The sequence below is a fragment of the Thermoanaerobaculia bacterium genome (assembly GCA_018057705.1).
In the GTDB taxonomy this organism is placed as follows: domain Bacteria; phylum Acidobacteriota; class Thermoanaerobaculia; order Multivoradales; family JAGPDF01; genus JAGPDF01.
The window spans coordinates 13590-37932 of sequence record JAGPDF010000022.1; the positions used below are offsets into that span (position 1 = coordinate 13590).

General features: G+C 70.4%; 15 protein-coding genes. 9 read left to right on the forward strand and 6 right to left on the reverse strand.

The window, feature by feature from the left end:
• Positions 1-2 precede the first annotated feature (2 nt).
• The gene (locus tag KBI44_09270) at positions 3-1895 is read right to left on the reverse strand and encodes a glycerophosphoryl diester phosphodiesterase membrane domain-containing protein (GenBank protein MBP9144659.1); all 1893 of its coding nucleotides are present in this window, start codon (positions 1893-1895) and stop codon (positions 3-5) included.
• Between the two features lie 135 nt (positions 1896-2030).
• Between KBI44_09270 and KBI44_09275 the strand changes: the two genes are divergently transcribed.
• The gene (locus KBI44_09275; protein MBP9144660.1) at positions 2031-3413 is read left to right on the forward strand and encodes a hypothetical protein; all 1383 of its coding nucleotides are present in this window, start codon (positions 2031-2033) and stop codon (positions 3411-3413) included.
• A gap of 70 nt (positions 3414-3483) precedes the next feature.
• Positions 3484-4995 carry an NAD(P)-dependent oxidoreductase gene (locus KBI44_09280; protein ID MBP9144661.1) on the forward strand — a complete coding sequence of 504 codons (1512 nt, stop codon included), beginning with the start codon at positions 3484-3486 and terminating at the stop codon, positions 4993-4995.
• A 50-nt stretch (positions 4996-5045) separates the two neighbouring features.
• Here KBI44_09280 and KBI44_09285 read toward each other — a convergent pair whose 3' ends face one another.
• Positions 5046-5615, reverse strand: a complete 570-nt coding sequence (locus KBI44_09285; GenBank protein MBP9144662.1) for a DUF4287 domain-containing protein — start codon at positions 5613-5615, stop codon at positions 5046-5048.
• 107 nt (positions 5616-5722) lie between these two features.
• Here KBI44_09285 and KBI44_09290 point away from each other — a divergent pair, with 107 nt between their 5' ends.
• Positions 5723-8770: a CHAT domain-containing protein gene (locus tag KBI44_09290; protein MBP9144663.1), complete on the forward strand. Its 3048-nt coding sequence runs from the start codon at positions 5723-5725 to the stop codon at positions 8768-8770.
• Positions 8771-8800: 30 nt separating this feature from the next.
• Here KBI44_09290 and KBI44_09295 read toward each other — a convergent pair whose 3' ends face one another.
• Together KBI44_09295 and KBI44_09300 are read right to left on the reverse strand one after the other, a co-directional pair.
• Entirely contained in the window at positions 8801-9649 is an 849-nt protein-coding gene (locus tag KBI44_09295; protein MBP9144664.1) for a zf-HC2 domain-containing protein, read from the reverse strand.
• A gap of 6 nt (positions 9650-9655) precedes the next feature.
• Complete coding sequence (locus KBI44_09300; GenBank protein MBP9144665.1) at positions 9656-10267, reverse strand: sigma-70 family RNA polymerase sigma factor; 612 nt, start codon at positions 10265-10267, stop codon at positions 9656-9658.
• A gap of 197 nt (positions 10268-10464) precedes the next feature.
• Between KBI44_09300 and KBI44_09305 the strand changes: the two genes are divergently transcribed.
• The 6 genes from KBI44_09305 to KBI44_09330 all read left to right on the forward strand — a co-directional run bounded on the left by KBI44_09305 (position 10465) and on the right by KBI44_09330 (position 19604).
• Complete coding sequence (locus KBI44_09305; GenBank protein MBP9144666.1) at positions 10465-11760, forward strand: amidohydrolase family protein; 1296 nt, start codon at positions 10465-10467, stop codon at positions 11758-11760.
• Entirely contained in the window at positions 11757-13019 is a 1263-nt protein-coding gene (locus KBI44_09310; protein ID MBP9144667.1) for an amidohydrolase family protein, read from the forward strand. Before KBI44_09305 ends, KBI44_09310 begins: the two co-directional genes overlap by 4 nt.
• A complete protein-coding gene (locus KBI44_09315; protein MBP9144668.1) occupies positions 13016-14527 on the forward strand; it encodes a glycosyltransferase in 1512 nt (503 codons plus the stop codon). The genes KBI44_09310 and KBI44_09315 overlap by 4 nt, the downstream gene beginning before the upstream one ends.
• A gap of 177 nt (positions 14528-14704) precedes the next feature.
• Positions 14705-15418: a class D sortase gene (locus KBI44_09320; GenBank protein ID MBP9144669.1), complete on the forward strand. Its 714-nt coding sequence runs from the start codon at positions 14705-14707 to the stop codon at positions 15416-15418.
• 47 nt (positions 15419-15465) lie between these two features.
• Positions 15466-16005 (forward strand): LPXTG cell wall anchor domain-containing protein, encoded by a 540-nt coding sequence (locus tag KBI44_09325; GenBank protein MBP9144670.1) that lies wholly within the window; start codon positions 15466-15468, stop codon positions 16003-16005.
• 206 nt (positions 16006-16211) lie between these two features.
• On the forward strand, positions 16212-19604 hold the full coding sequence (locus KBI44_09330; GenBank protein ID MBP9144671.1) for a VCBS repeat-containing protein: 3393 nt from the start codon (positions 16212-16214) through the stop codon (positions 19602-19604).
• A 10-nt stretch (positions 19605-19614) separates the two neighbouring features.
• Here KBI44_09330 and KBI44_09335 read toward each other — a convergent pair whose 3' ends face one another.
• Together KBI44_09335 and KBI44_09340 are read right to left on the reverse strand one after the other, a co-directional pair.
• Positions 19615-21504 carry a CRTAC1 family protein gene (locus tag KBI44_09335; GenBank protein ID MBP9144672.1) on the reverse strand — a complete coding sequence of 630 codons (1890 nt, stop codon included), beginning with the start codon at positions 21502-21504 and terminating at the stop codon, positions 19615-19617.
• A complete protein-coding gene (locus KBI44_09340) occupies positions 21501-24332 on the reverse strand; it encodes a tetratricopeptide repeat protein (GenBank protein MBP9144673.1) in 2832 nt (943 codons plus the stop codon). The genes KBI44_09335 and KBI44_09340 overlap by 4 nt, the downstream gene beginning before the upstream one ends.
• Positions 24333-24343 lie beyond the last annotated feature (11 nt).

Genomic DNA, 24343 nt, shown 5'->3' on the forward strand with positions numbered 1-24343 from the left:
GGTCAGACAGGAGCGTCGACCGCGGCTGGCGGATCGGGGGCCGCAGCGCCGAAGAAGAAGGCGAGGCCCACCAGAAGGCGCTCGGCCGAGCTCATCCCTGAGCGCCGTTCGATCACCCAGCGGGCGATCGCCGGCTCGTCGGTGATGAGTCCATCGACTCCGAGGTTCAGCATGCGGAACATCTGCACCGGGTCGTTGATGGTCCAGACGTAGACCTTCTTGCCGCGGGCGTGGGCGCGACGCACGAAAGCGCGCGTGGCGATCCCGGCGTTGACGGCGAGGAAGTCGGCGTCGACCGTGGTCAGGTCGCCGACCGCCTTCGCCGTCAGCAGGCCGAGCGTCCACTGCGGCCGGAGCTCCCGCATTCTTCGCACCTGGTCGTACTCGAGCGACATGGCGACGACGTTTCCAGCCTGAGCGAGCCCTTCGACGATGTCGACGGCCCGCTGTGCGAGCGCGATGTCGTGACCGTAGTACTTGAGCTCGATCATGACCTTGGCGCTTCCTCGCGCTCGCGAAAGGACATCTCGCAGCAGCGGCACGCGCTCGCCATGGAACTCCGGGGCGAACCAGCTGCCGATGTCGATTCCGGCGAGGCGCTCGACGGTCGCGTCCCAGATCTTCAGGTCGACGCCGGCGACTCTCATGAGATCGCTGTCGTGCAGCACGGCGATCTCGCCGTCGGCGGTCTCCTGGACATCGATCTCGACAAAGTCCGCACCCTCATCGATGGCCCTCTGCACCGAGGCGAGCGTGTTTTCGGGCGCCGACGCCGCGGCGCCGCGATGGGCGATGACGACCACTTCGCCCTGACCGCGCACTCCCCGCAGCAGGTAGACACCGATGCCGCCGGCGATCAGGGCGAGCAGCACCACGGCACCCATCGCCAGGGCGAAGCTCAGACGAGGTGCGCCGCCCGCTGTGAGAGGTTCGGCCTCCGCCAGGCGTGCGCGCATCGCGCTGTCCCTGCCACCCAAACGCCGGTAGATCTGTACGACGAGAAGTGCGAAGGCAGAGGTGTTTCCCCAGCTGATCAACAGGTTGATGACGACCCAGAGGGCGGTGAGGAGAAGCATGAAGCCGAGGACCCAGCCGACGTTGCCCATCCCGAAGGGAGCGACGAGCCGCCCCAGTCCGAAGATCGCCGCCGGCAGCACGCTAGCGAGGAGAAGCGCTGCGACACCCCACAGGATGAGCGTGCGGGAAATCCTCCGGCGCTCGCCGTCGGTCCGCCGCGCGCTTTCGGCGAGGGCGCGCCGCGGCGGAACATCCTCGAAAAGGACCAACGGCAGCGCCAGGCTCCAGGAGACGAGTCGCGGCACCAGGACCGCCGCCAGTCCGATCACCAGGGCCAGAACCAGCCCCACTGCCGCCAGGAAGGCCGGCGGCTTCTCCTTGAGGTAGTAGTTGATGTCGAAATCGCGCAGGAGACCGAGGTAGACCAGGCCCAGTCCCAGCAGGAACGGAGCGGCAAGCAGCAGCGACCTCGCGACCACCCGGACGGCGAGCTCGAAGACCGGCAGCGCACGGCCGAGCGCGAAGCGCACGGCCTGCCCGGAGTCGACCCGCACCCCAGCCGTCGCGCCGACGCCGATTGCCATCAGACAGGCCAGCTCGAGCGCGACGATGGCGATCGAAAACGCCGCGACGCCGACCAGCAGGAGGAGTCCCAGGGGGCGCAAGAAAAAGAGGAGGATGTCGATGTCCGCCAGGACCGAGCTTCCGGACGCGGCCACCCCCGCCTCGAGGGCCAGCCCGACGAGTGGCGTCAATACCGCGAACGCCAGCAGTTTGAAGACCAGATCGGTCGCGAGGAGCTGCCGCCAGACCCGCATGCCGTCGGACCAGGCACCGGCGAAGACGGGCTCGGAGCCGGACGGTTGGGAGTCCTCCATGACCCTTGGATTCTAGTTCGAACGCAGGGGTCGGGAACCCGCACCGAGGAGATCCTTCTCAAGGAGCTCGGGACAGGCGAAAATAGCGGCGTACCCGGCGGCGCCCAACTGCGCAACGGGTTCGGAGGCGCCGCGATGAGCCAGCCCCGAGGTCCCAGGTCCCAGGCCGCCGATGGCCTCGCGATCGCAGGACGCGAGGAGATCCTGCGCGTCCTGCTCAAGGCCGGCGTCATCGTCGTGCTGGGGACGCTCGCGCTGCTGGCCCTGTTCGAAGGCCGGCGCATCGTACTCTGGCCGTATGTCGCGTTGCTCGCAAGCCATTTGGCAGCCTGGTTCCTGCTGCGCTCGGGGCGGCTGCGCACAGCGGTGCTCACCCACGCCACGGTCTACATCTCGACGATCCTCCTGGTACTCCTCCTCTTCGGAGGCCTGCGGTCTCCCGCCAGCTTCGTCCTGTCGCCGATCGTCCTGATCGTGGGACTGACCTGGAACGGGCGGGCCGCGATCGTCACCGCCGGTGCCTGTTCACTGGGCATGCTGGGGCTCGTCGCATGGGCGGCGACGCGCGACCGACTCAAGCGCGGAGAGCTCACCTACTGGGTGGTGGCGACCGCGGTTCTCGCCCTGACCAGCGTCGTCCTGGCCATTGCGCTCCGCGCCATCGGCCGCGCCCAGGCGCGGACGATCGGTGCCGAGCGCGAGCGCTGGGCACTGCAGGAGCAGCTCCTCCGCTCGCAGCGCCTCGAGTCGGTCGCGAGACTCGCCGCCGGCGTGGCGCACGACTTCAACAACCTGCTGAACGTCATCGTCGGCCAGGCCGGAATGCTCGCCCGTCACCCGGACGAAAAGACCGCCAAGCAGGCGCGGCAGATCGAGAGCGCGGCCTGGCGCGCCGCGGACCTCACCCAGAAGCTCCTCGCTGTCGGGCGCGACCGTACCTTCGAGAACGGCGACCTCGAGCTGAACGCCGTAGTCAGGGAGATCGAGCCGCTCCTGCGGCGGAGCCTCGCCGGTGTCGACGGCGGGGGACGCCCGGACGGGCCGGAGCAGCTGGAGCCTGCGGGCGGCCGGGACCGGCTCAGCTTCGACCTCGAACCGGCGCCACTGCTCGTCCGCGCCGACGCAGCGGGTCTCGAACAGATCCTCATGAACCTGGTCGTCAACGCCGGCCACGCGACCCGCGGCGGTGGCGAGATCCGCGTCGTCACGCGCCGCGCGGAACGTGCCGAGGTCGCCCGCCTTCCAGAATTCGCGACGGCGCGGGGAGCGATCCGTCTCGAGGTCGCGGACACCGGCGCCGGCATGACACCCGAGGTGCAGGCCCACCTCTTCGAGCCGTTCTTCAGCACCCGGCCTCCCGGGGAGGGCACCGGCCTCGGACTCGCCTCGGTCTACGGCATCGTCCAGCAGTGTGGCGGGGCCATTCAGGTAGAGAGCGCTCCCGGCCGCGGCGCCTCGTTTCGCGTCTATCTGGCCGGTGCAAGCGACCCGGTGTCCACCCCTGCGCCAGGGGCCTGAGGCCCGGAAAGACGCACCCACCCCGCAGGACGGTGCCTCGAAACGCCGGCCCGCGTAACCTCGAAGCTCGATGGGGCAACTACCGCGACTCGTGCTGACCGGCGCGGCCGGCTTCCTCGGCAGACGGGTGATCGACCGTCTCGCCGGCAAGTGGCAGATCGAAGCGGTGGATCGCGAGCCCCCGGTCGCCGGCGCGCTCGTCCATCGCCCCGAGGTCCGTTGGCACGCGGTCGACCTGACCGAATCCGAGGCGGTGACGCGGCTCTTCGACGGCCTGCGCGAGAGCGGCGGCGCCACGGCATTGGTTCATCTCGCGGCGCACTACGACTTCACCGGCGAGCGCCACCCCGACTACGAGCGCACCAACGTCGAGGGAACCCGCCGGCTGCTCGACGCCTGCGAAGGGCTCGGCCTCGAGCGGTTCATCTTCGCGAGCTCGCTCGCCGCCAGCCAGTTCCCGCGCGCCGGCCGGATGCTCGACGAATCGAGCCCACCCGACGGCGATCACATCTATGCCGAGAGCAAGCGCGCCGGCGAGGCGATGATGCGGGCGGAGGGCCGCTTCCCGACCGCCATCATCCGCTTCGCGGCGCTCTACTCGGACTGGTGCGAATACGCTCCGCTCTTCTCGCTGCTGCGCACCTGGCTCGCCGGGCGCTGGAACTCGCGCATCCTCGGCGGACGCGGCCGCTCCGCCGTGCCCTACCTCCACGTGCGCGACGCCGGCGTCTTCGTCGAGCGCCTGCTCGACCTGCGACGCGAGCTCCTGCCGGCCGAGGTGCTCATCGCGAGCCCGAACCGGGTGACCTCGCACGCCGACCTCTTCCGTGCCGTGACCACCTACGTGCGAGGCACTGCGTCGCGTCCGATCTGCACGCCGCGGGCGGTCGCGACCCTGGGGCTTCACTTCCTCGATCTCGTCGGCCGGGCGAGCGGCAACCGGCCGTTCGAACGTCCCTGGATGGGCAGAATGATCGACCGCCGCCTCGAGGTCGATCCGCACCAGAGCTACCGGCGGCTCTCCTGGACGCCGCGCCCGCGCCTCGACATCGTGCGCCGGATCCCGTTCCTGATCGAGAACCAGTACAGCGAGCCGGGAACCTGGGCAGCGCACAACGAGGCGGCGCTGCACTCTTCCGAGCTCTCGCCGCAGGTCCAGATCCTTCGCCTGTTCGAGGCCCACGAAGAGGAGCTGTTCGAGGCCGCCACCCGCGCCCTGGTGGCCGATCCGGTGAATTTTCCCCACTACGCCCGCGTCGGCGCCGTCGAGCACGACTGGAATCATCGCCAGTTCCTGCGCAACCTGGCCCAGTCGGTGCGCACGCGTCACCGCGGCTTCTTTCGCACCTACTGCTACGACCTGGCGCGACGACGGGCACAGCAGGGCTTTCCGCAGGACGAGCTGCGCGCCGCGCTGCTCTCTTTCGAGCGCGTCTTCCACTACGTCCTGGCGACCGACCCGCGTGCCGCCGCCCTGGAGCCCCACTTGAACGAGCTCGTGCACCGCACAATCGAGTTCGGGATGGACGGCCTCGAGGCCGGCTACGAAGAGGCCGGCGAACCCCCGGCCCAGCCGGCCTGATTCAGCTTCGCTCCGCGGCCGACTCGCGGCGGGGGTCGAAGCTCGCGGGGTCAGCCAGCGGCGTCATAGGCGGCGCGGATCCAGCCGACGAGAGCGGCGTCAACCTCTTCCGGCGAGCCGATGCGCACTTTGAACTGACACATGCCGCCGGGCGGCAGGGCGATCAGGCGATCGCCGGCAGCCAGGCCCTTGGCGTTGAGGCCGACCTCCACCTGGGTCTTCGTCGCCGGACCGACCATCGCGAACTGCTTCTTGCGGCGCAGGCTGAGGTATCCCTTCTTGGGGGCGATCTCGAACGGGCCAAAGCCGGCGATCGCCGCCATCAGCCGGTCGTGGATCGGGCGCAGCGCTGCCTTGGGCCCGGCGTAGATCTCGTCCTCCGCCGCCCCAGCGCTCGCCGCCGGCGCGGCCGCCGCTCCAGTCGCTCTCAGGTGCAGCGTCACCAACGTGTTGGCGTCACCGTGCCCGAGCCCCAGCGCGCTTTTCGCGGCGTCGCGCAGCTCACCGTGTTTAGCGAGACCGGTCGCCTGGAGCCAGGCGTAGAGATCGTCGAGCGTCTTTCCGGTCTTCTTCTGGATGTTCGCGAGTTGCGTCTGGATCGCCTTGTCGACTTCGGTCATCGCGCCTCCCTTGGCTCCGGTGGCTTGGAGGGGCGATTCTCACCCGTTTCCGCCCCGCCGTCGACCGGGCTGCCGAGAAACGACCCCGATGGGGTTACGATCCGCCGATGAATCGGACTCCGGGCGGCTTCCTTCACGGCGGATCCTGGATGGCCCTGGCTCTCGTGACCGGGCTCGCGGCGCCGGGATCTCCGGCTGCTGCGGCGGTCGTGGTGGAAGCGATCACGGCGCCGCCGGGGGCGCAGGCGCCGCTCGCGGCGGGCGATGCAGTGGTGCGCTGGCGGCTCACCGGCGCCTCGCCGGCGCGCTCCGGAGAGCTGGCGCACTGGGGGGAGCTCGAGCTCCTGCCGCTCATCGAGAGTCCGCGCGGCACCCTGGAGATCGACCTGGTGCGTGGCGGGTCGCCGCAGCGCGTGACGCTGGCGCCGGCGGCCTGGATCTTGAAAGGACGCCCGGCGGGTGCGGGCGCTGAGCTGCTGGCCTTCGTCGCCGGTTTCGCCGACAAGAGCTCGACGCTCGATGCCACCGGCGTCGAGGGGCGCCTGGCCGGGACTTCGGACGAGATTCGCAGCTGGGTCTGGGTACGATTCGCCGACGCGCGCGGCAAGCGCTCCGACTGGCTCGGGGCCGAGCAGGGCTATGCCATCGCGATCGCGCTCTCCCCAGCCATCGTCGCAGCCGATCTCGAACGCTTTCGGGGCGATGCCTTGCGGCGGCTCGGCAGGCTCGCCGAAGCGGAAGCCGCCTACCGACGCGCGCTCGCCGTCTGGAACCGGCTCGAGCCCGCGGGCCTGGGCGCCTCTACCGCGCTCGGCGCGCTGGGCTCCCTGCGCGCCGCGCAGTACGAGCTCGCCGAGGCGAACCGGTTCTACGCCGAGGTGGCTGCGATCCGGAAACGGCTCGCCGCCGGGAGCTGGCTGTACGCCAACGCGCTCAACAATCTCGGGACGCTCGCCGGACGCCGGAACGACCTGGCCGCGGCTGAAGACTACCTGCTCGAAGCGCTGGCGATCGCCGAGAGGGGGCAGGGTGACGCCGCACCCCTGCTCGCCAATCTGGGAATCGTGGCGCGTCTGCGCGGCGATTTCGAACGCGCGGAGATGTACACCCGCCGGGCGATCGGGCTCTTCCGCGAGGCGGGCAACCGCCGCGAAATGGCCAGCAAGCTCATGACGCTCGCCAACGTGCTCGGCGACCTCGGGCGATTCGATGACGCGTTCGCCACCTACGCCGAAGCCCTCGCAGGCCTCGCCGGCGAGCACCCCGACCGCGAACTGGTCGGCACCGTGCATGCCAATCGCGCCAAGGTCTTTCAATTGAAGGGTGACTACCCCGCCGCAGCGACCGATCTCGCCGCCGCCCGGACGTGGCTGGCTTTCGAGCTGCCGCGGACCTCGACCGAGGCCCTGGTGACGGCACTCGAGTCCGAGCAGGCGAAGGCGCGCGGAGATCTCGGCGAAGCGGGCCGCCTCGCGGAAATCACGCTCTCGGCGCGCTCCCGCCTCCAGCCCGACACCAGTTTCGAAGCGCAGGCCGCTTCGGAGCTGGCCGGCGTACGGGATTTGCAGGGTCGGACGGCGGACGCCGACACCCTCTTCCAGCGTTCGATTCGGGCCCTCGAACGGCAGCAGCAGCGTCTCGGCGGTGGCGATCGCGGCCTGGTCGCTTTCCGTACCAAGTACGCCGGAATCTACCGCGCTTATCAGGAGTTCCTGCTTCGCAACGCACGGACCGAAGCCGCCTTCGAGCTCTACGAGCGCTCGCGCGCTCAGGCGCTGCTGGCGCTCCTGCAGCAGCGCGATCTCGACTTCACCGAGAACGATCTCCCGCCGTCGCTGCACAGCCGGCGAAGCGCGATCCTGCTCGACATCGACCGCGCCTACCTCGCGCTCGCGAAAGTCCCGGAGGACGACGCCACCGCGCGCGAAGCCCAGCGCCAGGCTCTCGAATCGCTGCACGCCGAGCGGGAGCTCGTGACGCGCGAGATCCACGCCGCCTCGCCGCGCCTCGCCGCCATCGAGGCGCCACCGGCCCTCGCGCTCGACGCGATCCGGCGCGGTTTGGCGCCGGGGACGCTGCTGCTCGCCTACAGCGTCGGCGCGAAGTCGTCGACGTTGTTCGCTCTGCCCGCGGGAGGCGAGCTCACGGCCCACCCGATCGCCGCCGGCGAGCCCGAGCTCGCCGCCGACGTGCGGCGCTGGGTCGAGCTCACGACAGCGACCACGCTCGGTCGCGCCGAGCTCGCCGGCCTCGAGAGGCGCCTCGGTGACCGGCTGCTCTCGCCGGTCGCCGGCCAGCTGGCGAAGGCCCGGCGTTTGCTCGTCGTTCCGGATGGCGCTCTCCACGCGCTCGCTTTCGCCGCGCTCCCGGACCCGCGCGATCCGGGCAAGCGCCTGATCGAGGCACTCCCCGTGTCGCACCAGGTCTCGGCTTCGGTCCATGCCGCGCTCGCCAGGCGCCCGGCGGCCGGTATTGGCGCCATTGGAGCCATTGGATCCGTCGCCGTCTTCGCCGACCCGGTGACCGCGGCGACGGCACCGGCGCGCCTGCGGCGCGAGCTCGGCCGGTTGCCGGCGACGCGGCGCGAGGCGGCGCGAGTCAACCAGGCGTTCGGAGGCCGGGCGCACCTCTTCCTCGACGCCGACGCCACGGAGGCGACCGCCCGGCGGGAGATGGCTTCGGCGTCGCTCGCTCACTTCGCCACTCACGCGGTGGTCGACGAGGCGCTGCCGCTCGACTCGGCACTGGTGCTCTCGCCCTCTGGCGGCGACGAGGGGTTGCTCCAGGCCTGGGAGATCGCCGAGCAGGTGAAGCTCACGAGCGACCTCGTCGTGCTCTCGGCCTGCGAAACGGCGCGTGGCGGAGATCGCGGCGGCGAGGGGGTTCTCGGCCTGGTGCGGGCGATGCAGGTGGCCGGCGCCCGCAGTGTCGTCGCCAGCCTCTGGCGCGTCGACGACGAGTCGACCGCCGAGCTCATGGGACGCTTCTACTCGGCCCTCGCGACCGGACTGCCGCGCGACGAAGCGCTGCGCCGGGCCCAACTCGAGCTTCTGCGCGGCGGCGTCGAGGTCGAGCGCGACGGTCGCAAAGTGGCTCTGCGGACCTCGGAGCCGCGCCACTGGGCGCCGTTCATCCTGATCGGCCCGGCCGACTAGCGGGGCTCGGCGGCCGCGGGCGCCGACCGGCTACGGAGCGACAACGACACGGTAGTGCGCGATGCGCGCCCAGGTGGCTCCGATTCGTCCCTCGAGCTCGATGCCGAGTTCGCCCGCGCGCAGCGCACCGGCTGGGAGGAACAGCGCGTAGGCACCGCCAGCGGCCGGTTTGAGGCCGGTCGCCTGCCATTGCGGCCGTTCTGCCGCCGGCTCGCCCAGGCGCACGCGTACCTCCTCCCACGCCTCGGCTCGATCGGTGACCAGAAGCAGCGTCGTCGCGACACGGCGATCGACGCCTACCGCCGCAGCGTCGGCGGCCGCGGTGCCGCGCGTGCGGGAATCCGCGGGAAGGAGCTCGACGAGGGCGACCCGGGCCTCCGGCACCGGGGTCCGCGCGCGCATCGCGACCCACACCGAAAGTGCCGTGGTCGCAACAAGGGCAGCCGCCAGGGCGAGCGCCCGGCCCCATCGGCGCGGCGGCCCGGGCGCCGGGGCCGGCGCGACAGGACGCTGCCCGGCCGGGCCCGCGATCCCGGACGCCGCAGCCGAACCGGCAGCCGCCACCGAGCTTCGGTCGGCTCCGACCAGCTGAAGCTCCTCCCGGCACTCCGTGCAGTGCGCCAGGTGGAGCTCGAGGGTGGAGCGCTCGAGGCCGTCCGCAGGGTCGAGCGGCAGCCCGAGAGCGTAGTCCACGAGCGTCGCCGCCTCGGGGTGGCCGGCGAACAGCGCGCTCGCTTCGCGGGTGGCCGCGAGCGCCCCGCGGCACTCCGCGCAGCCCGCGAGATGGGCTGAAAGTTCGGCCCGCTCCACGGGGCTGAGGCTCCCGTGCAGGAACCAGGGAAGGCGCTCTTCGATCTCGCGGCAGGTGAGGTCGCTCATCTTCTCCTATGTCACCCCGGCCGGTTTCGCGTTACCGCCGGCCGTCCATCGCGCACGCGCTGCCAGGGCTTTCTCGCGGCAGCGCAGGACGCGCACGCGCAGCGTGCCGGCGGCGACGCCGAGCGCCTCGCCCATCGCTTCGTAGCCCAGCCCACGGTGGATCATCGCCCAGAGCTCACGGCAGTGTTCGGGCATCCCGGCGAGGACGCGCAGGGCGAGCTCGAGGTCGTGCCGACGGCGGGCAGCCTCGTAGGGGGTCGGTTGCGGATCGACCAGTTGCACGTCGTCGAGGTCGACCCACTGCTTTCCGCGCCGCGCCCGCAGCCGGTTCAGGCACTTGTGGTGCACCATCCGGCGGACGTAGGTCGCGAGCCGGCTCCGCCCCTCGAAGCGCCCGGCGGAGAGCGCCTCGATCAACTCGAGCACGACCTCCTGTTCGAGATCCTCGATCTCGGCGGCGAGGCGGAACCGGTAGGGGCTCACGGCGCCGCGCACCCAGCGCCGCACCTCGGCGATCGCCGATTCGTCACCAGCCACGACTGCGGCGACGAGACGCTCCTCCTCCGCGGTTGTCCTGTCGGGTTCGGGCCGGGACGATTTCGCGGAGGGCTCGGGCACAGGGCGGGCTCGGTGGACGGGCCGATCCTAGGACGGGAGCGTCCCCCGCCGCCAATACCCCGTGCCGAATGCCCCGCCAGCCGATAGAATCCGCCTCCCGGGCCGGCGAACCAGGCAGCGCGCGAACCAGCGTGATCGTCCTCGCTCTGCGATCGCGCTCACGTCCGTCCGGCGAACGATTTCCGAAAGGGCAGAACATGCGAATTGCAGCCTGGGCCACCGCTGCCGTGCTCCTTCCCGCCACCCTGGTGGGGCAGGAGAATCCGCACGCCTTCACCGGCGCGCGCATCCTCACCATCACCGGCGGCGAGATCGAGAACGGTACCCTTCTCGTCCATCGCGGGAAGATCGCTGCGGTCGGCAGCGGCATCGCGATCCCGCCGGGGGCGATCGTGCACGACGTCTCGGGCCGGATCCTGATGCCGGGGCTCGTCGACACGCACTCCCACGTCGGGCAGGTGGCGGGCGCCGACGGCAGCGCGCCGATCCAGCCCGAGGTCCGGGCGCTCGACAGCGTCAACGTCCGCCACGCCGGCATCCAGAAGGCGCAGGCGGGCGGCATCACGACCGCCAACGTCATGCCCGGCTCGGGCCACCTGCTCTCCGGGCAGACCGTCTACTTGAAGCTCCGCGACGGCTCGACGGTCGAGGAGCTCGCGATCCGCCTGCCGGACGGAGCGATCGCCGGCGGCATGAAGATGGCCAACGGCACGAACTCGCGCAAAGACCCCCCTTTCCCCGGCTCGCGCGGAAAGTCGGCCGCGCTGGTGCGCGAGCAGTACGTCAAGGCGCGGGAGTACTGCGGCAAGCGCAACGATCCGAAGATCGCCGCCGACAAGCGACCGGCCCGAGAGCTGGCGATGGAGGGTCTGTGCGAGGTCCTTTCGGGCCGGCGCATCGTTCATCACCATACCCATCGTCACGACGACATCGTCACCGTGCTGCGGCTCGCCGAGGAGTTCGGATTCCGCGTCGTGTTGCACCACGTCAGCGAGGGCTGGAAAGTCGCCGAGGAGATCGCGCGCGCCAAAGTCCCGGCCTCGATCATCCAGATCGACAGCCCCGGCGGCAAGCTCGAAGCGGTGGACCTCATTTTCGAGACCGGAGCCACCCTGGAGAAAGCCGGCGTCCTCCTCGCGTACCACACCGACGACCCGATCACCGACTCGAGGCTCTTCCTGCGTTCGGCGGCGATGGGCGTGCGCGCCGGCCTCTCCCGGCAGACCGCCCTCGCGGCACTGACGCTCAACGGCGCCAGGATGCTCGATCTCGACCCGCGCGTCGGCTCGCTCGAGGCCGGCAAGGACGCCGACTTCATCGTTCTCGACGGCGATCCGCTCAGCGTCTACACGAAGGTGCTCGAAACCTGGGTCGAGGGCGAGAAGGTCTTCGATCGCAGCGATCCGCTCGACCACCTCTTCGCCGTCGGCGGCTACGGCGCCGGCCACGATTCGATCGCCAACGAAGAGCTCGAGATGGAGGGGTCGCGATGACGACCGGGAAGCAGGAAAAGCGCGCATTCACCCTCGTCGCGACCCTCGCGACCTTAGCGATCCTCGCGGTCACCGCGGTGACGACGCCCGGGGCGGCGCGGGCCCAGAGTCTCGCGATCCGCGCCGGGACGGTCCACACGATGGCCGGCCCGCCGATTTCCGACGGCGTCATCGTCATCCGCGACGGCCGGATCGAGAGCATCGGACCGGGCGCGTCGACTCCGGTGCCGGCGGGGTTCCGCCTCCTCACCGCAACGGTCGCGACGCCCGGTCTCGTCGACGCGCACAGCGTCGTCGGGCTCGCCGGCTACCTCAATCAGCCGCACGACCAGGATCAGCTCGAGCGCTCGGCCCCGATGCAACCGCAGCTGCGGGCCATCGACGCCTACAACGCGCAGGAGCCCCTGGTCGGCTGGCTGCGCAGCTTCGGCGTGACGACGATCCACACCGGCCACGGCCCGGGAGCTCTCGTCTCAGGCCAGACCATGATCGCGAAGACCCGCGGCTCGACCGTCGACGAGGCGGTCGTCCGGCCGCTGGCGATGATCGCCTCGAATCTGGGCCCGTCGGCGCTCGCCGAGAAGGAGAAGTCGCCGGGCACCCGCGCCAAACAGATGTCGCTGCTGCGCTCCGCGCTGATTCGCGCCGACGAGTATCGCAAGAAGGTCACCGCCGCGGGGGCCGCCGAGAAGCCGCCCCGCGACCTCGAGCTCGAGGCACTGGCCTCCGTTCTCGACGGCAAGACGCCGCTCCTCGTCACCGTGAACCGGGCGCAGGACATCCTCTCCGCCCTCCGTCTCGCCGCCGAGTTCCGGATCCGCGTCGTGCTCGACGGCGCCGCGGAGGCCTACCTCGTGCTCGACGAGATCCGCGCCGCCGGCGTGCCGGTGATTCTCCACCCGAGCATGGCGCGCGCCTTCGACGAGCGCGAGAACCTCTCCTTCGAGACCGCCTCCCGGCTCAAGGCGGCGGGGATCCCGTTCGCGCTCCAGAGTGGCTATGAGAGTTACGTCCCGAAGACCCGCGTCGTCCTGTTCGAAGCCGGCATCGCCGCGGCCAACGGCCTGGAGCTCGCCGACGCGCTGGCGGCGATCACGCTCGACGCGGCGAAGGTCCTCGGCGTCGCCGATCGCGTCGGCTCGCTCGAAAAGGGCAAGGACGGCGACGTCGCACTCTTCGACGGCGATCCGTTCGAGTACACGACGCACGTCACCGGCGTCGTCATCGACGGCGTCGTGGTGAGCGAAGCGAGCCGATGACCGTGGCACCGGGCGCCGTCCCGGAGATTTTGCCGCCCGCTCCGGCGGCGCCACCCGCGGCGGTGAAGCTCAGCGTGGTCGTGCCCGTCTGGAACGAGCGCTTTCTGGTGCGGGACCTCCTGGCACGGGTCCTCGCGGTCGAGGATCCCTGCATCCGGGAGCTCGAGGTGGTGGTGGTCGACGACGGCTCGACCGACGGCACGCGCGATCTCCTGCGCCAACTGGCGCGGGATGAACCGCGGGTGCGCTACTTCGAGCACGCGCGCAACATGGGAAAAGGCGCCGCCATCCGCACCGGCATCGCCGCCGCGACGGGCGATCTGACGCTCTTCCAGGACGCCGACCTCGAGTACGACCCGCGCGACTATCCGCGGCTCGTCCGGCCGTTCCTCGAGGACGGCGCCGATGTCGTCTACGGCTCCCGTTTTCTCGCCGCCGACCGCCGGCGGGTCCTGCGCTTCCGCCACTCGCGGGTGAACCGCTGGCTCACCTGGATGAGCAACTTCTTCACCGACCTCGATCTCACCGACATGGAGACCTGCTACAAGGTCTTCCGCACCGAGCTCCTGAAGTCGATCCCGCTGCGCTCGAACGACTTCGCGCTCGAGCCCGAAATCACGGCCAAGATCGCCAAGCGTGGCTTCCGGATCTTCGAGGTGCCGGTGAGCTACCTCGGGCGGACGCATCTCGAGGGCAAGAAGATCGGCTGGCGCGACGGCTTCAGGGCGATCGCCACGATGATCCGCTACTGGCTGGTGGACGACGCCTACGCTCCCGACGAGTACGGCTCGCACATTCTCACCAGCCTGGAAAAGGCCCGTCGTTTCAACCGCTGGATGGCCGACGAGGTGCGTCCCAACGTCGGCGCCCGCGTGCTCGAGATCGGCGCCGGCATCGGCAACATCACCGTCTGGCTCCTGCCGCGCGACTCCTGGATGGCGAGCGACATCAACCCCAACTACATCCACTACCTGCGAAACCTCACCGCGGCGAAGCCCTATCTCGAAGTGCAGCGGGTCGACGTCGAGCGCAGCGAGGATTTCTCGCAGCTGCGCGAACGCTTCGACACCGTCATCTGCCTCAACGTCCTCGAGCACGTCGGCGACCCTCTGCAGGCGCTGCGCAACATGCGCTCCGCCCTCGCCCCGGGCGGGACTCTGGTGCTCTATGTTCCGCACGGCCAGCGCCTCTACTCCTCGCTCGACGAGGTGCTCGGGCACCGCTGCCGCTACGACCGCGCGATGCTCGAGCGCGAGCTCGCGGCGACCGGCTTCGAGCTCGCCGAGTGGCGCTTCTTCAATCGCGCCGCGATTCCCGGCTGGTGGTGGAACGGCAAGGTGCTGAAGCGGCGCTCCTTCAGTCGCGTGCAGCTCAAGCTCTTCGACCTCGCCGTGCCGCTGCTGCGCCGCGTCGACCGCCTCCTGCCCTGGCCCGGCCTTGGCCTGATCGCCATCGCCCGCCGAGTCGAACCGGCGGCGCCCGGTCCGGCCGGCGCCACCCCTGCCTGACTCCGCTGGGGGTCGCCGCGCCGACCCGTAATTCTCCGGATCGACGCGGGGCGCCGTCCGGGTCATTCTGACCTCTCCGCGCAGGGCGTGATTCGGGCGAAGATGCCGGGCATCTTGCGCTTCGCTTGCACGTCCTCGCGGGTTCCGAGCGAGGTCGCGACCGTGGAAAGGCAAGGTATGCCGGGCAGCACCAACGCTGGCGACGCCCCTTCCGGAGGCCCTGTCCCCCGCGCGCTGCCGCGTCTCCTCCGCTGGATCCAGACCGGCACACTCGGCGCCGGCGTCGCCCTGCTGGTCTTTTTCGCCGGTGCCATGCTCGACCGATCGGTCGCCCGCGGCAGGCAGCTTTCGGCTTTCGAGGCGGCACGCGACGCGGCGCCCGACCCGGCGGGCCCCGGGGCCACCGACCAGAGCCTCTGGTCCGAGGGTCGGATCGCCAAGTATCGGGAGAGCCTGAGTCTCGACTTCGCACCCCCGCTCGCGGTGCTCCGGATTCCGCGGCTCGGTCTCGAGGTTCCCGTGCTCCCCGGCATCGACGAGCTCACTCTCAACCGCGCCGTCGGCGCCATTCCCGGTACCGCCGCCCCGGGAGAGTCGGGCAACGTCGGCATCGCCGGGCATCGCGACGGCTACTTCCGCGGCCTCAAGGACCTCGAGTCGGGCGACCGCCTCGAGCTCGAGACCCTCGACGGAATCCAGGAGTTCCGGGTGACCTCGATCCGGATCGTCGATCCGTCCGAGGTCCACGTGCTCGCTCCGACGCCCCGGCAGGTCGTCACGCTCGTCACCTGCTATCCGTTCTATTTCGTCGGGAAAGCCCCCCGGCGCTACATTGTTCAGGCTGAAGCCCAGCCTTCGGCCGGAGCCAGCGAAGCGCGCCAGAACCGATGATCGGTGCCTGGCTTCGATTCACCTGCAGGCCCAAGGAGGAAGCGAAGATGTTCAAGAACACGAAGCTCACGGCGATGATGGTGGCTCTGGCGGTGCTGTTGGTACCGGTCTCGGCCGCACTGGCGCAGGAAGTCAAGGTGACCGAGGAGGCGACCCTCGAAGTCCTCAAGGTAATCGGCAAGCAGGCTGGAAGTGCCGGCCACACGATCGTCATCCAGAACCTCAAGACCAAGGAGTTCCACAAGTACAGCGAGGTTCCGGACAACGTCGTCCTTATGGTGAACGGCAAGCCGGCGAAGATCTCGGATCTCAAGAAGGGCATGAAGTTCCAGGCCATCCGGATGGAGAGCGTCCAGCCGACCACGGTCACGCAGGCGGAAGTGGATGCCATTCCGGAGCCCGCCCCGGCGCCTGCCCCGGCCGCCGCTCCGGCCCCCACTCCGGCTCCGGCGCCGGCCCCGGCTCCGACTCCGGCAGCCGCCGAACTGCCGTCCACCGCTTCGAACCTGCCGCTCGTCGGTCTTTCCGGACTCGCGTTCCTGCTGGTCGGCGCGGTCGTCGCGGGAATTCGTCGCCGCCAGAACTGAGGATGTTCGGCATGGAAGGTCCTTCCCTCCCGGTTCCGGAGGTGCGAGGATCTTCCATGCCCGCTTCAACTTCTCCACCCTTTCCCAATCGTCTCTCCAGGATCGCACCTGCCGATCGCGCCGGGCGCTGCGACAGGCCGGCGGAGGGCTGTCCCGCTCTCTCGCGCCCGCGCCGCGCCCGACGCACGGCCCTCCCATGGGCGGTCGTGGCGCTTCTCTTCCCAGTTGCCACCGTCGCGGCGCCGCTCGACGAAATGGCCCTGGGCCTCCGCCAGAAGGGGCTCGCCGAGCTCGAGAACGAACAGAACTCGGCGGCGGAATCGACGTTTGCCGAGCTCGCCAGCAGACTTCCGGGCGACCCCCTGCCGCACGCCAACCAGGCGATCGCCGCCCTGCGCCAGGCCCGGCTCGAGGAAGCGCGGACGGCGCTCCTGCGCGCCCTCCGTCTCGCCCCCGACCGCCCCGATCTCGTGGCCATCGAGGCCGAGCTCAGGGTCGCCTCCGGAGACCTCGAAGGCGGCCTCGAGCGCTTCCGTATCGCAGGCGCGGGCGCCCCCGACCGTCCCGACCTGCAGTTCGCCCTCTTTCGAAACGGTGAGGCTCTGGGCACCGAGGCGGGCGACGCGGCCATGGACACGGCACTCGCCCGCCTCACCCGCCTGCGCCCCGACAACCTGGTCGTGCTGCTCGGCGCCGGCAAGAGGGCGGTGGCGCTAGCGGATCGAGCCGGCGCCACGGCTGCGGCGCTGCGCATTCGTGAGCTACTGTGGGACGCCCCACAGGGCGCGGCCGAGGCGCTCGCGCGACTGACCGCGGCGCTCGAGGCGGGCGACCTGCCGCGCGCGCGGGTGCCGATGCAACAGCTCGCGAACCTGCTGCGCCCGAGTCCGCTCTTTCAGCAAGGGGTCCGCGAGCTTTCGAGCGGCATCCTGGGAATCCCGGTCGAGCGCTTCGTACTCGAGCCGCCGGCGCGCGAGTTCGGCGCGGCGCTCCCGGTGACCTTCGTCGCCGGCGCGAGCGTCACGGGTGCGGACCCGGCGGGCGGCGCCTCGCCGCCCGGCACGCGGACGCTTCTGGCGAGCGACCTCGACGGCGACCAGCGGCCGGATCTCGCGCGACTCGTCACCGGCCCGTCGCCTTCGAGCCCCGTCGCCGTCGAGATCCGGCTCGCCTCGGGCGGCTTCGAGCCACGGATTCTCGGCCGGGCGGCCGGGCTCGTCGCGCTGCAGGCGGCCGACCTCGATCAGGACGGCAGGATCGACCTCGTCGCCTCGGGCCCCGCCGGTGCCGTCCGCTTCCGCGCCGGGGCCGCGGGTTTCACCGCCTGGCCGGCCGCCGCCGGCGAGCTCCCGATTCGCGGCAGCGCGCTCACGGTGCTCGACTTCGACCTCGAAGGAGACCTCGATCTGGCGCTCGCCGGTGCCGGTGCGTCTGCCGGCGAGCTCTGGCGCTCGGCGGCCCCCGATGCTCTCGTCGCAGTGGGATCGCAGGTGCTGCCGCGCATGGCCCTCGGCGGAGTGCGGCGCCTGTTGACGAGCGACCTCGACCGCGACGGCGACCCCGATCTCCTGGCCGTAGGCGACGCGGGCCTCCTCTGGCTCGACAATCTCCGCCAGGGACGCTTCGCCGATCGCACTCGGGTCGCGAAGCTCGCCGCGCTCGGGCCGCTCCTCGACGCGGCGAGCGCCGATTTCGATGCCGACGGGCGGCCCGACCTGGTGCTCGCCGGACCGGAGGGTCTGCGTCTTCTCCGCAACGAGGGCGGCACCTTCGCTCCCTGGCCGGTCGCCGGACTGCCGGCAGGGCGCTGCGATGCCGTGCTCGCCTTCGACGCCGACAACGACGGCCGTCTCGATCTGGCGCTCGCCGGACCCGGCGGGGTCGTCGTCCTGGGCCTGCGCGGACCGCTCGCGGCACCGCGCTTCGAGCTCCTCCCGGTGACCGGCAGTTCCGGGGCCCGCACGGCGCTCGCCAGCGCCGATCTCGACGGCGACGGCGATCTCGATCTCGTGGCGGTCGGCCCCACCGGGCTCGCGCGCTTCGAGAACCGCGGCGGAAACGGCAATCACTGGCTGGCGGTCCGCCTGCGCGGCCTCGAACAGGGCAACGGCAAGAACGACCGGCTCGGCTACGGTGCCACGGTCGAGCTGCGGCGCGGCGCGGCCTATCAGTTCCGCGAAGTCGACGACGAGGTCACCCACTTGGGGCTAGGCTCGCGCCCCTCGGCCGACACCTTGCGCATCGTCTGGTCGAACGGCGTGCCGCAGAATCGGCTGGCACCCCGCGGCGACCAGCGGATCGTCGAGGAGCAGGTTCTCAAGGGGAGCTGTCCGTTCCTCTACGCCTGGACCGGCGAGCGCTTCGAGTTCGTCACCGACCTGCTCTGGAACTCACCCCTGGGGCTGCCGGTCGCTCCCGGCATCTGGGCAGCTCCCGATCCCGGCGAGCTCGTGCGGGTCGACGGGCTCGTGGAGGACGGCGGGCTCTACCGGCTGCGCCTGACCGAGGAGCTCTGGGAGGCGGCACTCTTCGACGCCGTCCGCCTCTGGGTCGTCGACGCTCCGGAGGATCTCGAGCTGGCGAGCAATCTCCGCGTCGTGCCCGGCGCCCCGCCGCAGCCGGAGGTCGTCCTGGCCAGCCGCGCCCTGCGCGCACCGGCCGCCGCCTGGGATGGTACCGGCGCCCCAGTGACCGCGCGCATCGCGCTGCGCGACGATATCTACGCCTCCGGCTATCCGACAGGCCCACTGCAGGGTATGGCCTCCTCCTGGACCTTCACCTTCGAGCTCGACGAAGCGCCGGCGGCACCGATCCGTCTGCACCTCGACGGCTGGGTCTTTCCGTCGGACGCGAGCCTCAACCTGGCGGTGGCCCAGCGCAGCGATCTGCCCTACCTTGCGCCACGCCTCGAGGTCGAGACGGCAGACGGCTGGGATCTCCTCGTCGCCGATTTCGGTCTGCCACCCGGAAAAACCAAGACCATGGTCGTGGACACGCCGCCGCTCCCCGCCGGAGCGCGCCGGCTGCGCATCGTCTCTTCACTCTGGCTCGCCTGGGACAGGATCGCCTGGACGACACAGAGGGCCGATGCCGAGGCCACCACGGTTGCGAGGCTGCAGCCGGCGAACGCCGCGTTGCGCTATCGCGGCTTCTCCGCGCTCTACCGGCACGCACCAAACGCGCCGCACGCCTACGACTATGACTCTGTCGCTGCCACTTCTCCCTGGCTGCCCTTTCCGGGCCGCTACACCCGGTACGGTGAGGTCGGCGAGCTTCTGACGGCGGCCGACGACCGCAGCGCGATCCTCGCGCCGGGCGACGAGTTGGCGCTCGACTTCGACGGCATACACCTGCCGCCGCTTGCCTCGGGCCTCCGGCGCACTTTCTTTCTCGAGAGCCAGGGCTGGGACAAGGATGCCGATCGCAACACCTTCGCGGGAGAGCGGCTCGAACCGCTCCCGTTCCGCGCCATGAGCGGCTACCCATGGCGGGACGACGAGCACTATCCGGAGACTCCCGAGCTCGCGCGCTATCGCGAGGAGTGGTTGACCCGCGAGATCGTGGACGGTTCCGTCGGCCGCGACGACCCGGAGGAGTGAAACTCGAAATCTAGCGGATGCGTTCGACGACGATGGTCGTGTCGACGGCGGAGAGGCGCGACGCTTCGACCTCCTGCAGCGCTCCGTCGGGCCAACGGACGGTAATCCCCTCGACACCGGTCGCATCGCCCAGCCCGAAGGACGCAACGATCTCGCTCTGCGAGAGGTAGCCGCGAGTCGCCGTGACCGTGCGGCGTTGGGTCCTGCCATCGGCCTTGAGCTCCACCACGGCGCCGATGCCGAGGCGGTTGCCATGCGGGTCGGCGAGCCGGACCTTGAGCCAGTGATGTCCCGTCGTCTGATCGTTGCGCAGCAGCAGCGGCGGGCCGCCGACCTGCGTCAGAACGAGGTCGGAATCGCCGTCGCCGTCGAAGTCGGCCGTCGCGATCCCCCGCCCCGCGATCGGCCGGGCGAGCTCCCCAATCGCTGTCGCGGGGAGAAGCGCGAAAGTCTGGCGCGCCTCCGGGCCGGCGTTCCAGAAGAGCTGCGCCGACTGCAGGTAGGTCTGGCTCGGATCGACGAGCGCGATAGCCCCTTCGAGGTGCCCGTTCGCAGCGACGAGATCGAGTCGCCCGTCGAGGTCGAGGTCGGAGAACAGAATTCCGAAAGTGAGCGCCCGGCGCGACGCAGCGCCGATGCCGGCGGCTATCGCCTCGTCGGCCCAGAGCAGGCCGTCACCCTGGCTGACGTAGAACGAGGTCATTTCGTTGGCGAAGTTGCCGATCGCGATCGCCAGCTCGCCGGGATCGCGAAAGGCGCCGAGGTCGAGCCCCATGGCACCGGTCGCCGCTCCCATGCGGTCGAAGGCGAGACCGGCGGCCGTCCCGACCTCTTCGAACCTGCGATCGCCGAGGTTGCGGAAGTAGAAGTTCGCGGTGGTGTCGTTGGCGACGACGAGGTCGATCCAACCGTCGCCATCGACATCCTGCGCCAGGACTCCGAGAGCCTTCCCGACCGGCCGCCCGGTCGCCGGGTTGGCGACCTCGAGGCCCGCCGCTCCCGAGATGTCGATGAAATGACCTGTCCCGTCGTTCTCGAAGAGCGCCGAGTGGGCCCCCTCGTAGCTCGTCGGCGGACCGTAGGCCCGGCCGACTCCGGTGAGACGGAAGTCGACGTCGAGGTCGATCCCGCGCGACCAGCGCACGTAGCGGCAGACGAAGAGATCGAGGTCGCCGTCGCGCTCGAGATCGAAGAACGTCGCACAGCTGTGCCAGTCGGAGCTCGCGCCCGCGACGCCGGAGCGTGGCATCTCGACGAAGCGCAGCGCCCCTCCTTCCGAGATGTTGCGCAACAGGCGGTTCTCGCCCACCGCTGTCACCAGGAGGTCCGGCCGGGCATCGCCGTCGACGTCGCCCACCGCCACCCCCATGCCGTAGAGCTTCACCCGCCCCAGGCCGGACTCGGCCGTGACATCGACGAACCGCCAGGTGCCGGCCCGGCAGTCGTTGCGGAAGAGGCGCAGCGCAGCTCCGGGCCCACCGCTCCACGGCCATCTCCCGGAGTCGACGAACAGCAGGTCGCTGTCGCCATCGCCGTCGGCGTCGAACGCCGCGACACCGCCGCCCATCGATTCGGGCAGGAGCTTCTCGCCGGTCGCACCGGTCGAGTGCACGAAATCGATCCCCGCCCCGACGGTCTGATCGGAGAAGGCGAGTGTCTGCGGCGCGCCCGCCGAAGGCATCGCAGCGGTGGCGCGCGGCGCCTCGGCGGCGACCTCCCGCACCGCGGTCTTGCGCGGCCGGCATTCGCCGACGAGGAAAACCGCAGCCGCGCCGGCGGCGATGAGGAAGAGAGCGAGCAGCGACCGGCGAACTGCGCGCCCGATGACCGCGTCGTCGGTCGGCGCGAGCTCGTCGTCGGGTGGCGGTGCGAGCGGATCGCGTCCGTCCGGCGCGCTCATGGCTGCCCGCCGACGGACGGCAGCTCGTAGGCCCCGACCCGATCGAGATCGTAGAGCACGATGGCCTCGGCGGCATGATCCGCTGCCGGATCCGCAGCGCGCGCGATCGCCACCGCGCGGTCGCGCGCGTTGTCGTCGACGCGATAGCGCGCGAACGCCTCCGAATGCCGGCGGGCGCTTTCGGCATCGCCCAGCTCCTGAAGGACGCGCGCCAGGTTGTAGTGCGCTGCAGCGTTCTCAGGATCGGTCTCAAGCGCCGTCTCGAGCTCGCCCACAGCGCGCCGCAGAAACTCCTCCCGCACCGCGGCCTTCGCCGGGCCGCGCTCCTGCCGGGCCCGCTCGGCGAGCGTCTCGCCGAGCTCGATGCGCACCCGGTAGTCGCGCGAGAAATCGAAGCCCTTCTCGGCCAGCACGCCTCCGGTTCCGGACAGGATCCCCTCGAAAGCGGCGATCGCCTCGTCGAGGTAGCCGTTCTGCTTGTCGACCTGCGCCGACAGCCAGGCGAGCGTCCAGGGGCGTGCCGGAGGATCGAACTTCGCCGCGCGTTCGAGCGCCGCGACCGCTCGATCCGCGACCGCTCCCTGCGCCAGGTAGACCCGCGCCAGATTGAGCGGGCCGTCGGGCTTACCGAGGCGCTCGACCTCGGCGAACGCCGCCTCGGCGTTGGCGAGCTCGCCGCGCGTCTTGCCGCCCTTCAGCAACAGGCCGATGCCGTAGTCGTTCCAGCGCTGCCACTCGGGAATCGCCGACTCCGGGTTCGCTGCCTCCACCCCGTCGCCCACCGGAAAGGTGATGCGGTCGGTCGCCAGGGTCAGGATCGGCAGGTCGTTGACGAACCCGGCGCCATAGACCAGGCGCATGTACCTGGTGTCGAACTTGCGGTAGCGCAGGGCCACCTCCACAGTGAGCGCGCCGCGCAGGTCGGGAGGGATGTTCAGCCGATAGTGGATGACATCGGCCGCGCCGGGTCCGATCTGATGGTCGTAGAGCGGCACGAAGATGTCCTGCGCGTTGCGACGGTCGATTCGCCGGCCTTCGCGGTCGAGCACCCATGCGTTCAGGAAGTGCGACCAGGGATCCACTTCTCCACTCGGAGCCCGGCCGCCGCTCTTGCCGATTCGCCGGTCGCCGGCGGTCGCGGTCACCTCGAGCCAGACCTCGTTCGAGTCCGCGGTGCCCTGCGTGAAGTGGTGCCCGAGCTTCACGGTCCGCACCACGGTCTCGAGCAGGTAGCTCCTCCCGGCGACGAGTGTCGGCAATGCCGGCCGCAGGGGAGCCGTCAGCGCTCCGTCGATGGTGCCGCCCTCTTTCACGCCGAAGAGATCGACGCGCACCACGCCCTCGTTGAACTTCTCGTGCTCCTTCACCACCTCCGCCCAGTCCGGCTCTCCGGCGAGCTTCGCGATCGCCGTATTGGCGGAAGGAAAGAGGTGATCGCGAATCGCGAGCATCTTGCCATCGTGATACTTGGCGCCGAAGTCGTTCGAGGGCACCGGCTTCATGTGACAGCCGTTGCAGTTGGGCTCGGCCTTCTCGGGGTAGTAGAAGGCGGCGGCGCCATGGCCCGAGACACCCGACAGGAGGAAAGAGTCGTAGTGGTTCTGGCCGCGCAGCCACTTGTACTTGTTGAGCTGCTGCGGCAGGTGCACCTTGTGACAGGCGCCGCAGAACTCGGTGGTGCGGTGCAGCGGCTTGAGGAAGGTCTTCTTGTGGAACTCCGGCTTCGCCTTGATCAGCTGCCGGTTGACCCAGGCGAGCGTCCTGTTCTCGGCGAACGCGAACGGGTAGTGCTGTGGCTCTTCGATGGTGTAGTCGGAGTTGCCGCGCGGCGAGTTGACGTGCGTGATCGCGTGGCAGGTCGAGCAGGTGAGCCCGGCCTTGGCGGTCGGGTCGTTCACGTCGTCGAACTGCGGGTCGTCGAAGCGCCCGGAGAAGAAGACCACCGGATCGTGGCAGCCGGCGCAGAAGCGCGCCGCCTGCACGTCGCCGTCGCGCTCGAGGGCGACCTTTCTGGTCTCGCGCACCGAGAACAGGTAGGGCGGATTGTTGAACGAGCTGAACCGGTGGGCGCTTTTCTTCCAACGCGCGTGCGTGTCCTTGTGACACTCGGCGCAATAGTCATTGTTGTCGAGGACTCGCGCCGGAATGAACCCTCCCGTCGACGTACGGGCCAGCGATGGCTGGAAGTAGCGCTCCCCGCTCGCCGGGCCGCTCATGTTCCAGCGCCGCGGATCCTGCGCCTGCACGACGAGGAGAGCTCCGGCGAAGAGCGCCGCCACCACCGCCCAGCGACGGCCGACCGCCCAGCGGATTCTCTTTCCCGCCAGCCGGTGCAGGACGAAGAGCCAGACGACGCCGATGGGCACGAGAACGTGCACCCACCAGGCGACGGATCGCACCGTCGGATCGTTCACCACGATCACTCCGTCGATCCTCGTGAGCACGACTCCACTCGCGAGGAGCAGAAGGACGGCAGTGAAGAGGGCGTAGCCCACCGCCACGGCGCGTCGATTCGGACGCGTACGCGCCCGCCACCAGTGGATCAGGCCGAAACCGACCGCCGGCAGGAGCAGCAGGGCTCCGAGGACGAGGTGCAGCAGGAAGAGGATGAGGTAGAACCAGTTCTGGTAGGTCTGCCCGGTCGCCGCCTCGAGGCCGCGCACCCCGAGGAGGTAGACCGAATCGACGACCAGAAGGGCAAAGAGGCCGAAAACGACGAACAGCAGCTTCGCGAGCCGCGGCCCTACGGCTGGAACGTAGCGCCGCTTCGCGGGCGCGAGGCGCGAAGCCGCCGCCTCGCCCGAAGGGGGTGTCGGGACCTCGATCATTGGCAGCAGAC

What these genes read in the sequence shown, in the direction of transcription:
- KBI44_09285 (MBP9144662.1), bottom strand. Translation starts at nt 5,615, where the DNA reads ATGACCGAAGTCGACAAGGCGATCCAGACGCAACTCGCGAACATCCAG.
- KBI44_09315 (MBP9144668.1), top strand. Translation starts at nt 13,016, where the DNA reads ATGACCGTGGCACCGGGCGCCGTCCCGGAGATTTTGCCGCCCGCTCCG.
- KBI44_09270 (MBP9144659.1), bottom strand. Translation starts at nt 1,895, where the DNA reads ATGGAGGACTCCCAACCGTCCGGCTCCGAGCCCGTCTTCGCCGGTGCC.
- KBI44_09305 (MBP9144666.1), top strand. Translation starts at nt 10,465, where the DNA reads ATGCGAATTGCAGCCTGGGCCACCGCTGCCGTGCTCCTTCCCGCCACC.
- KBI44_09295 (MBP9144664.1), bottom strand. Translation starts at nt 9,649, where the DNA reads ATGAGCGACCTCACCTGCCGCGAGATCGAAGAGCGCCTTCCCTGGTTC.
- KBI44_09340 (MBP9144673.1), bottom strand. Translation starts at nt 24,332, where the DNA reads ATGATCGAGGTCCCGACACCCCCTTCGGGCGAGGCGGCGGCTTCGCGC.
- KBI44_09320 (MBP9144669.1), top strand. Translation starts at nt 14,705, where the DNA reads ATGCCGGGCAGCACCAACGCTGGCGACGCCCCTTCCGGAGGCCCTGTC.
- KBI44_09325 (MBP9144670.1), top strand. Translation starts at nt 15,466, where the DNA reads ATGTTCAAGAACACGAAGCTCACGGCGATGATGGTGGCTCTGGCGGTG.
- KBI44_09280 (MBP9144661.1), top strand. Translation starts at nt 3,484, where the DNA reads ATGGGGCAACTACCGCGACTCGTGCTGACCGGCGCGGCCGGCTTCCTC.
- KBI44_09275 (MBP9144660.1), top strand. Translation starts at nt 2,031, where the DNA reads ATGAGCCAGCCCCGAGGTCCCAGGTCCCAGGCCGCCGATGGCCTCGCG.
- KBI44_09290 (MBP9144663.1), top strand. Translation starts at nt 5,723, where the DNA reads ATGAATCGGACTCCGGGCGGCTTCCTTCACGGCGGATCCTGGATGGCC.
- KBI44_09335 (MBP9144672.1), bottom strand. Translation starts at nt 21,504, where the DNA reads ATGAGCGCGCCGGACGGACGCGATCCGCTCGCACCGCCACCCGACGAC.
- KBI44_09310 (MBP9144667.1), top strand. Translation starts at nt 11,757, where the DNA reads ATGACGACCGGGAAGCAGGAAAAGCGCGCATTCACCCTCGTCGCGACC.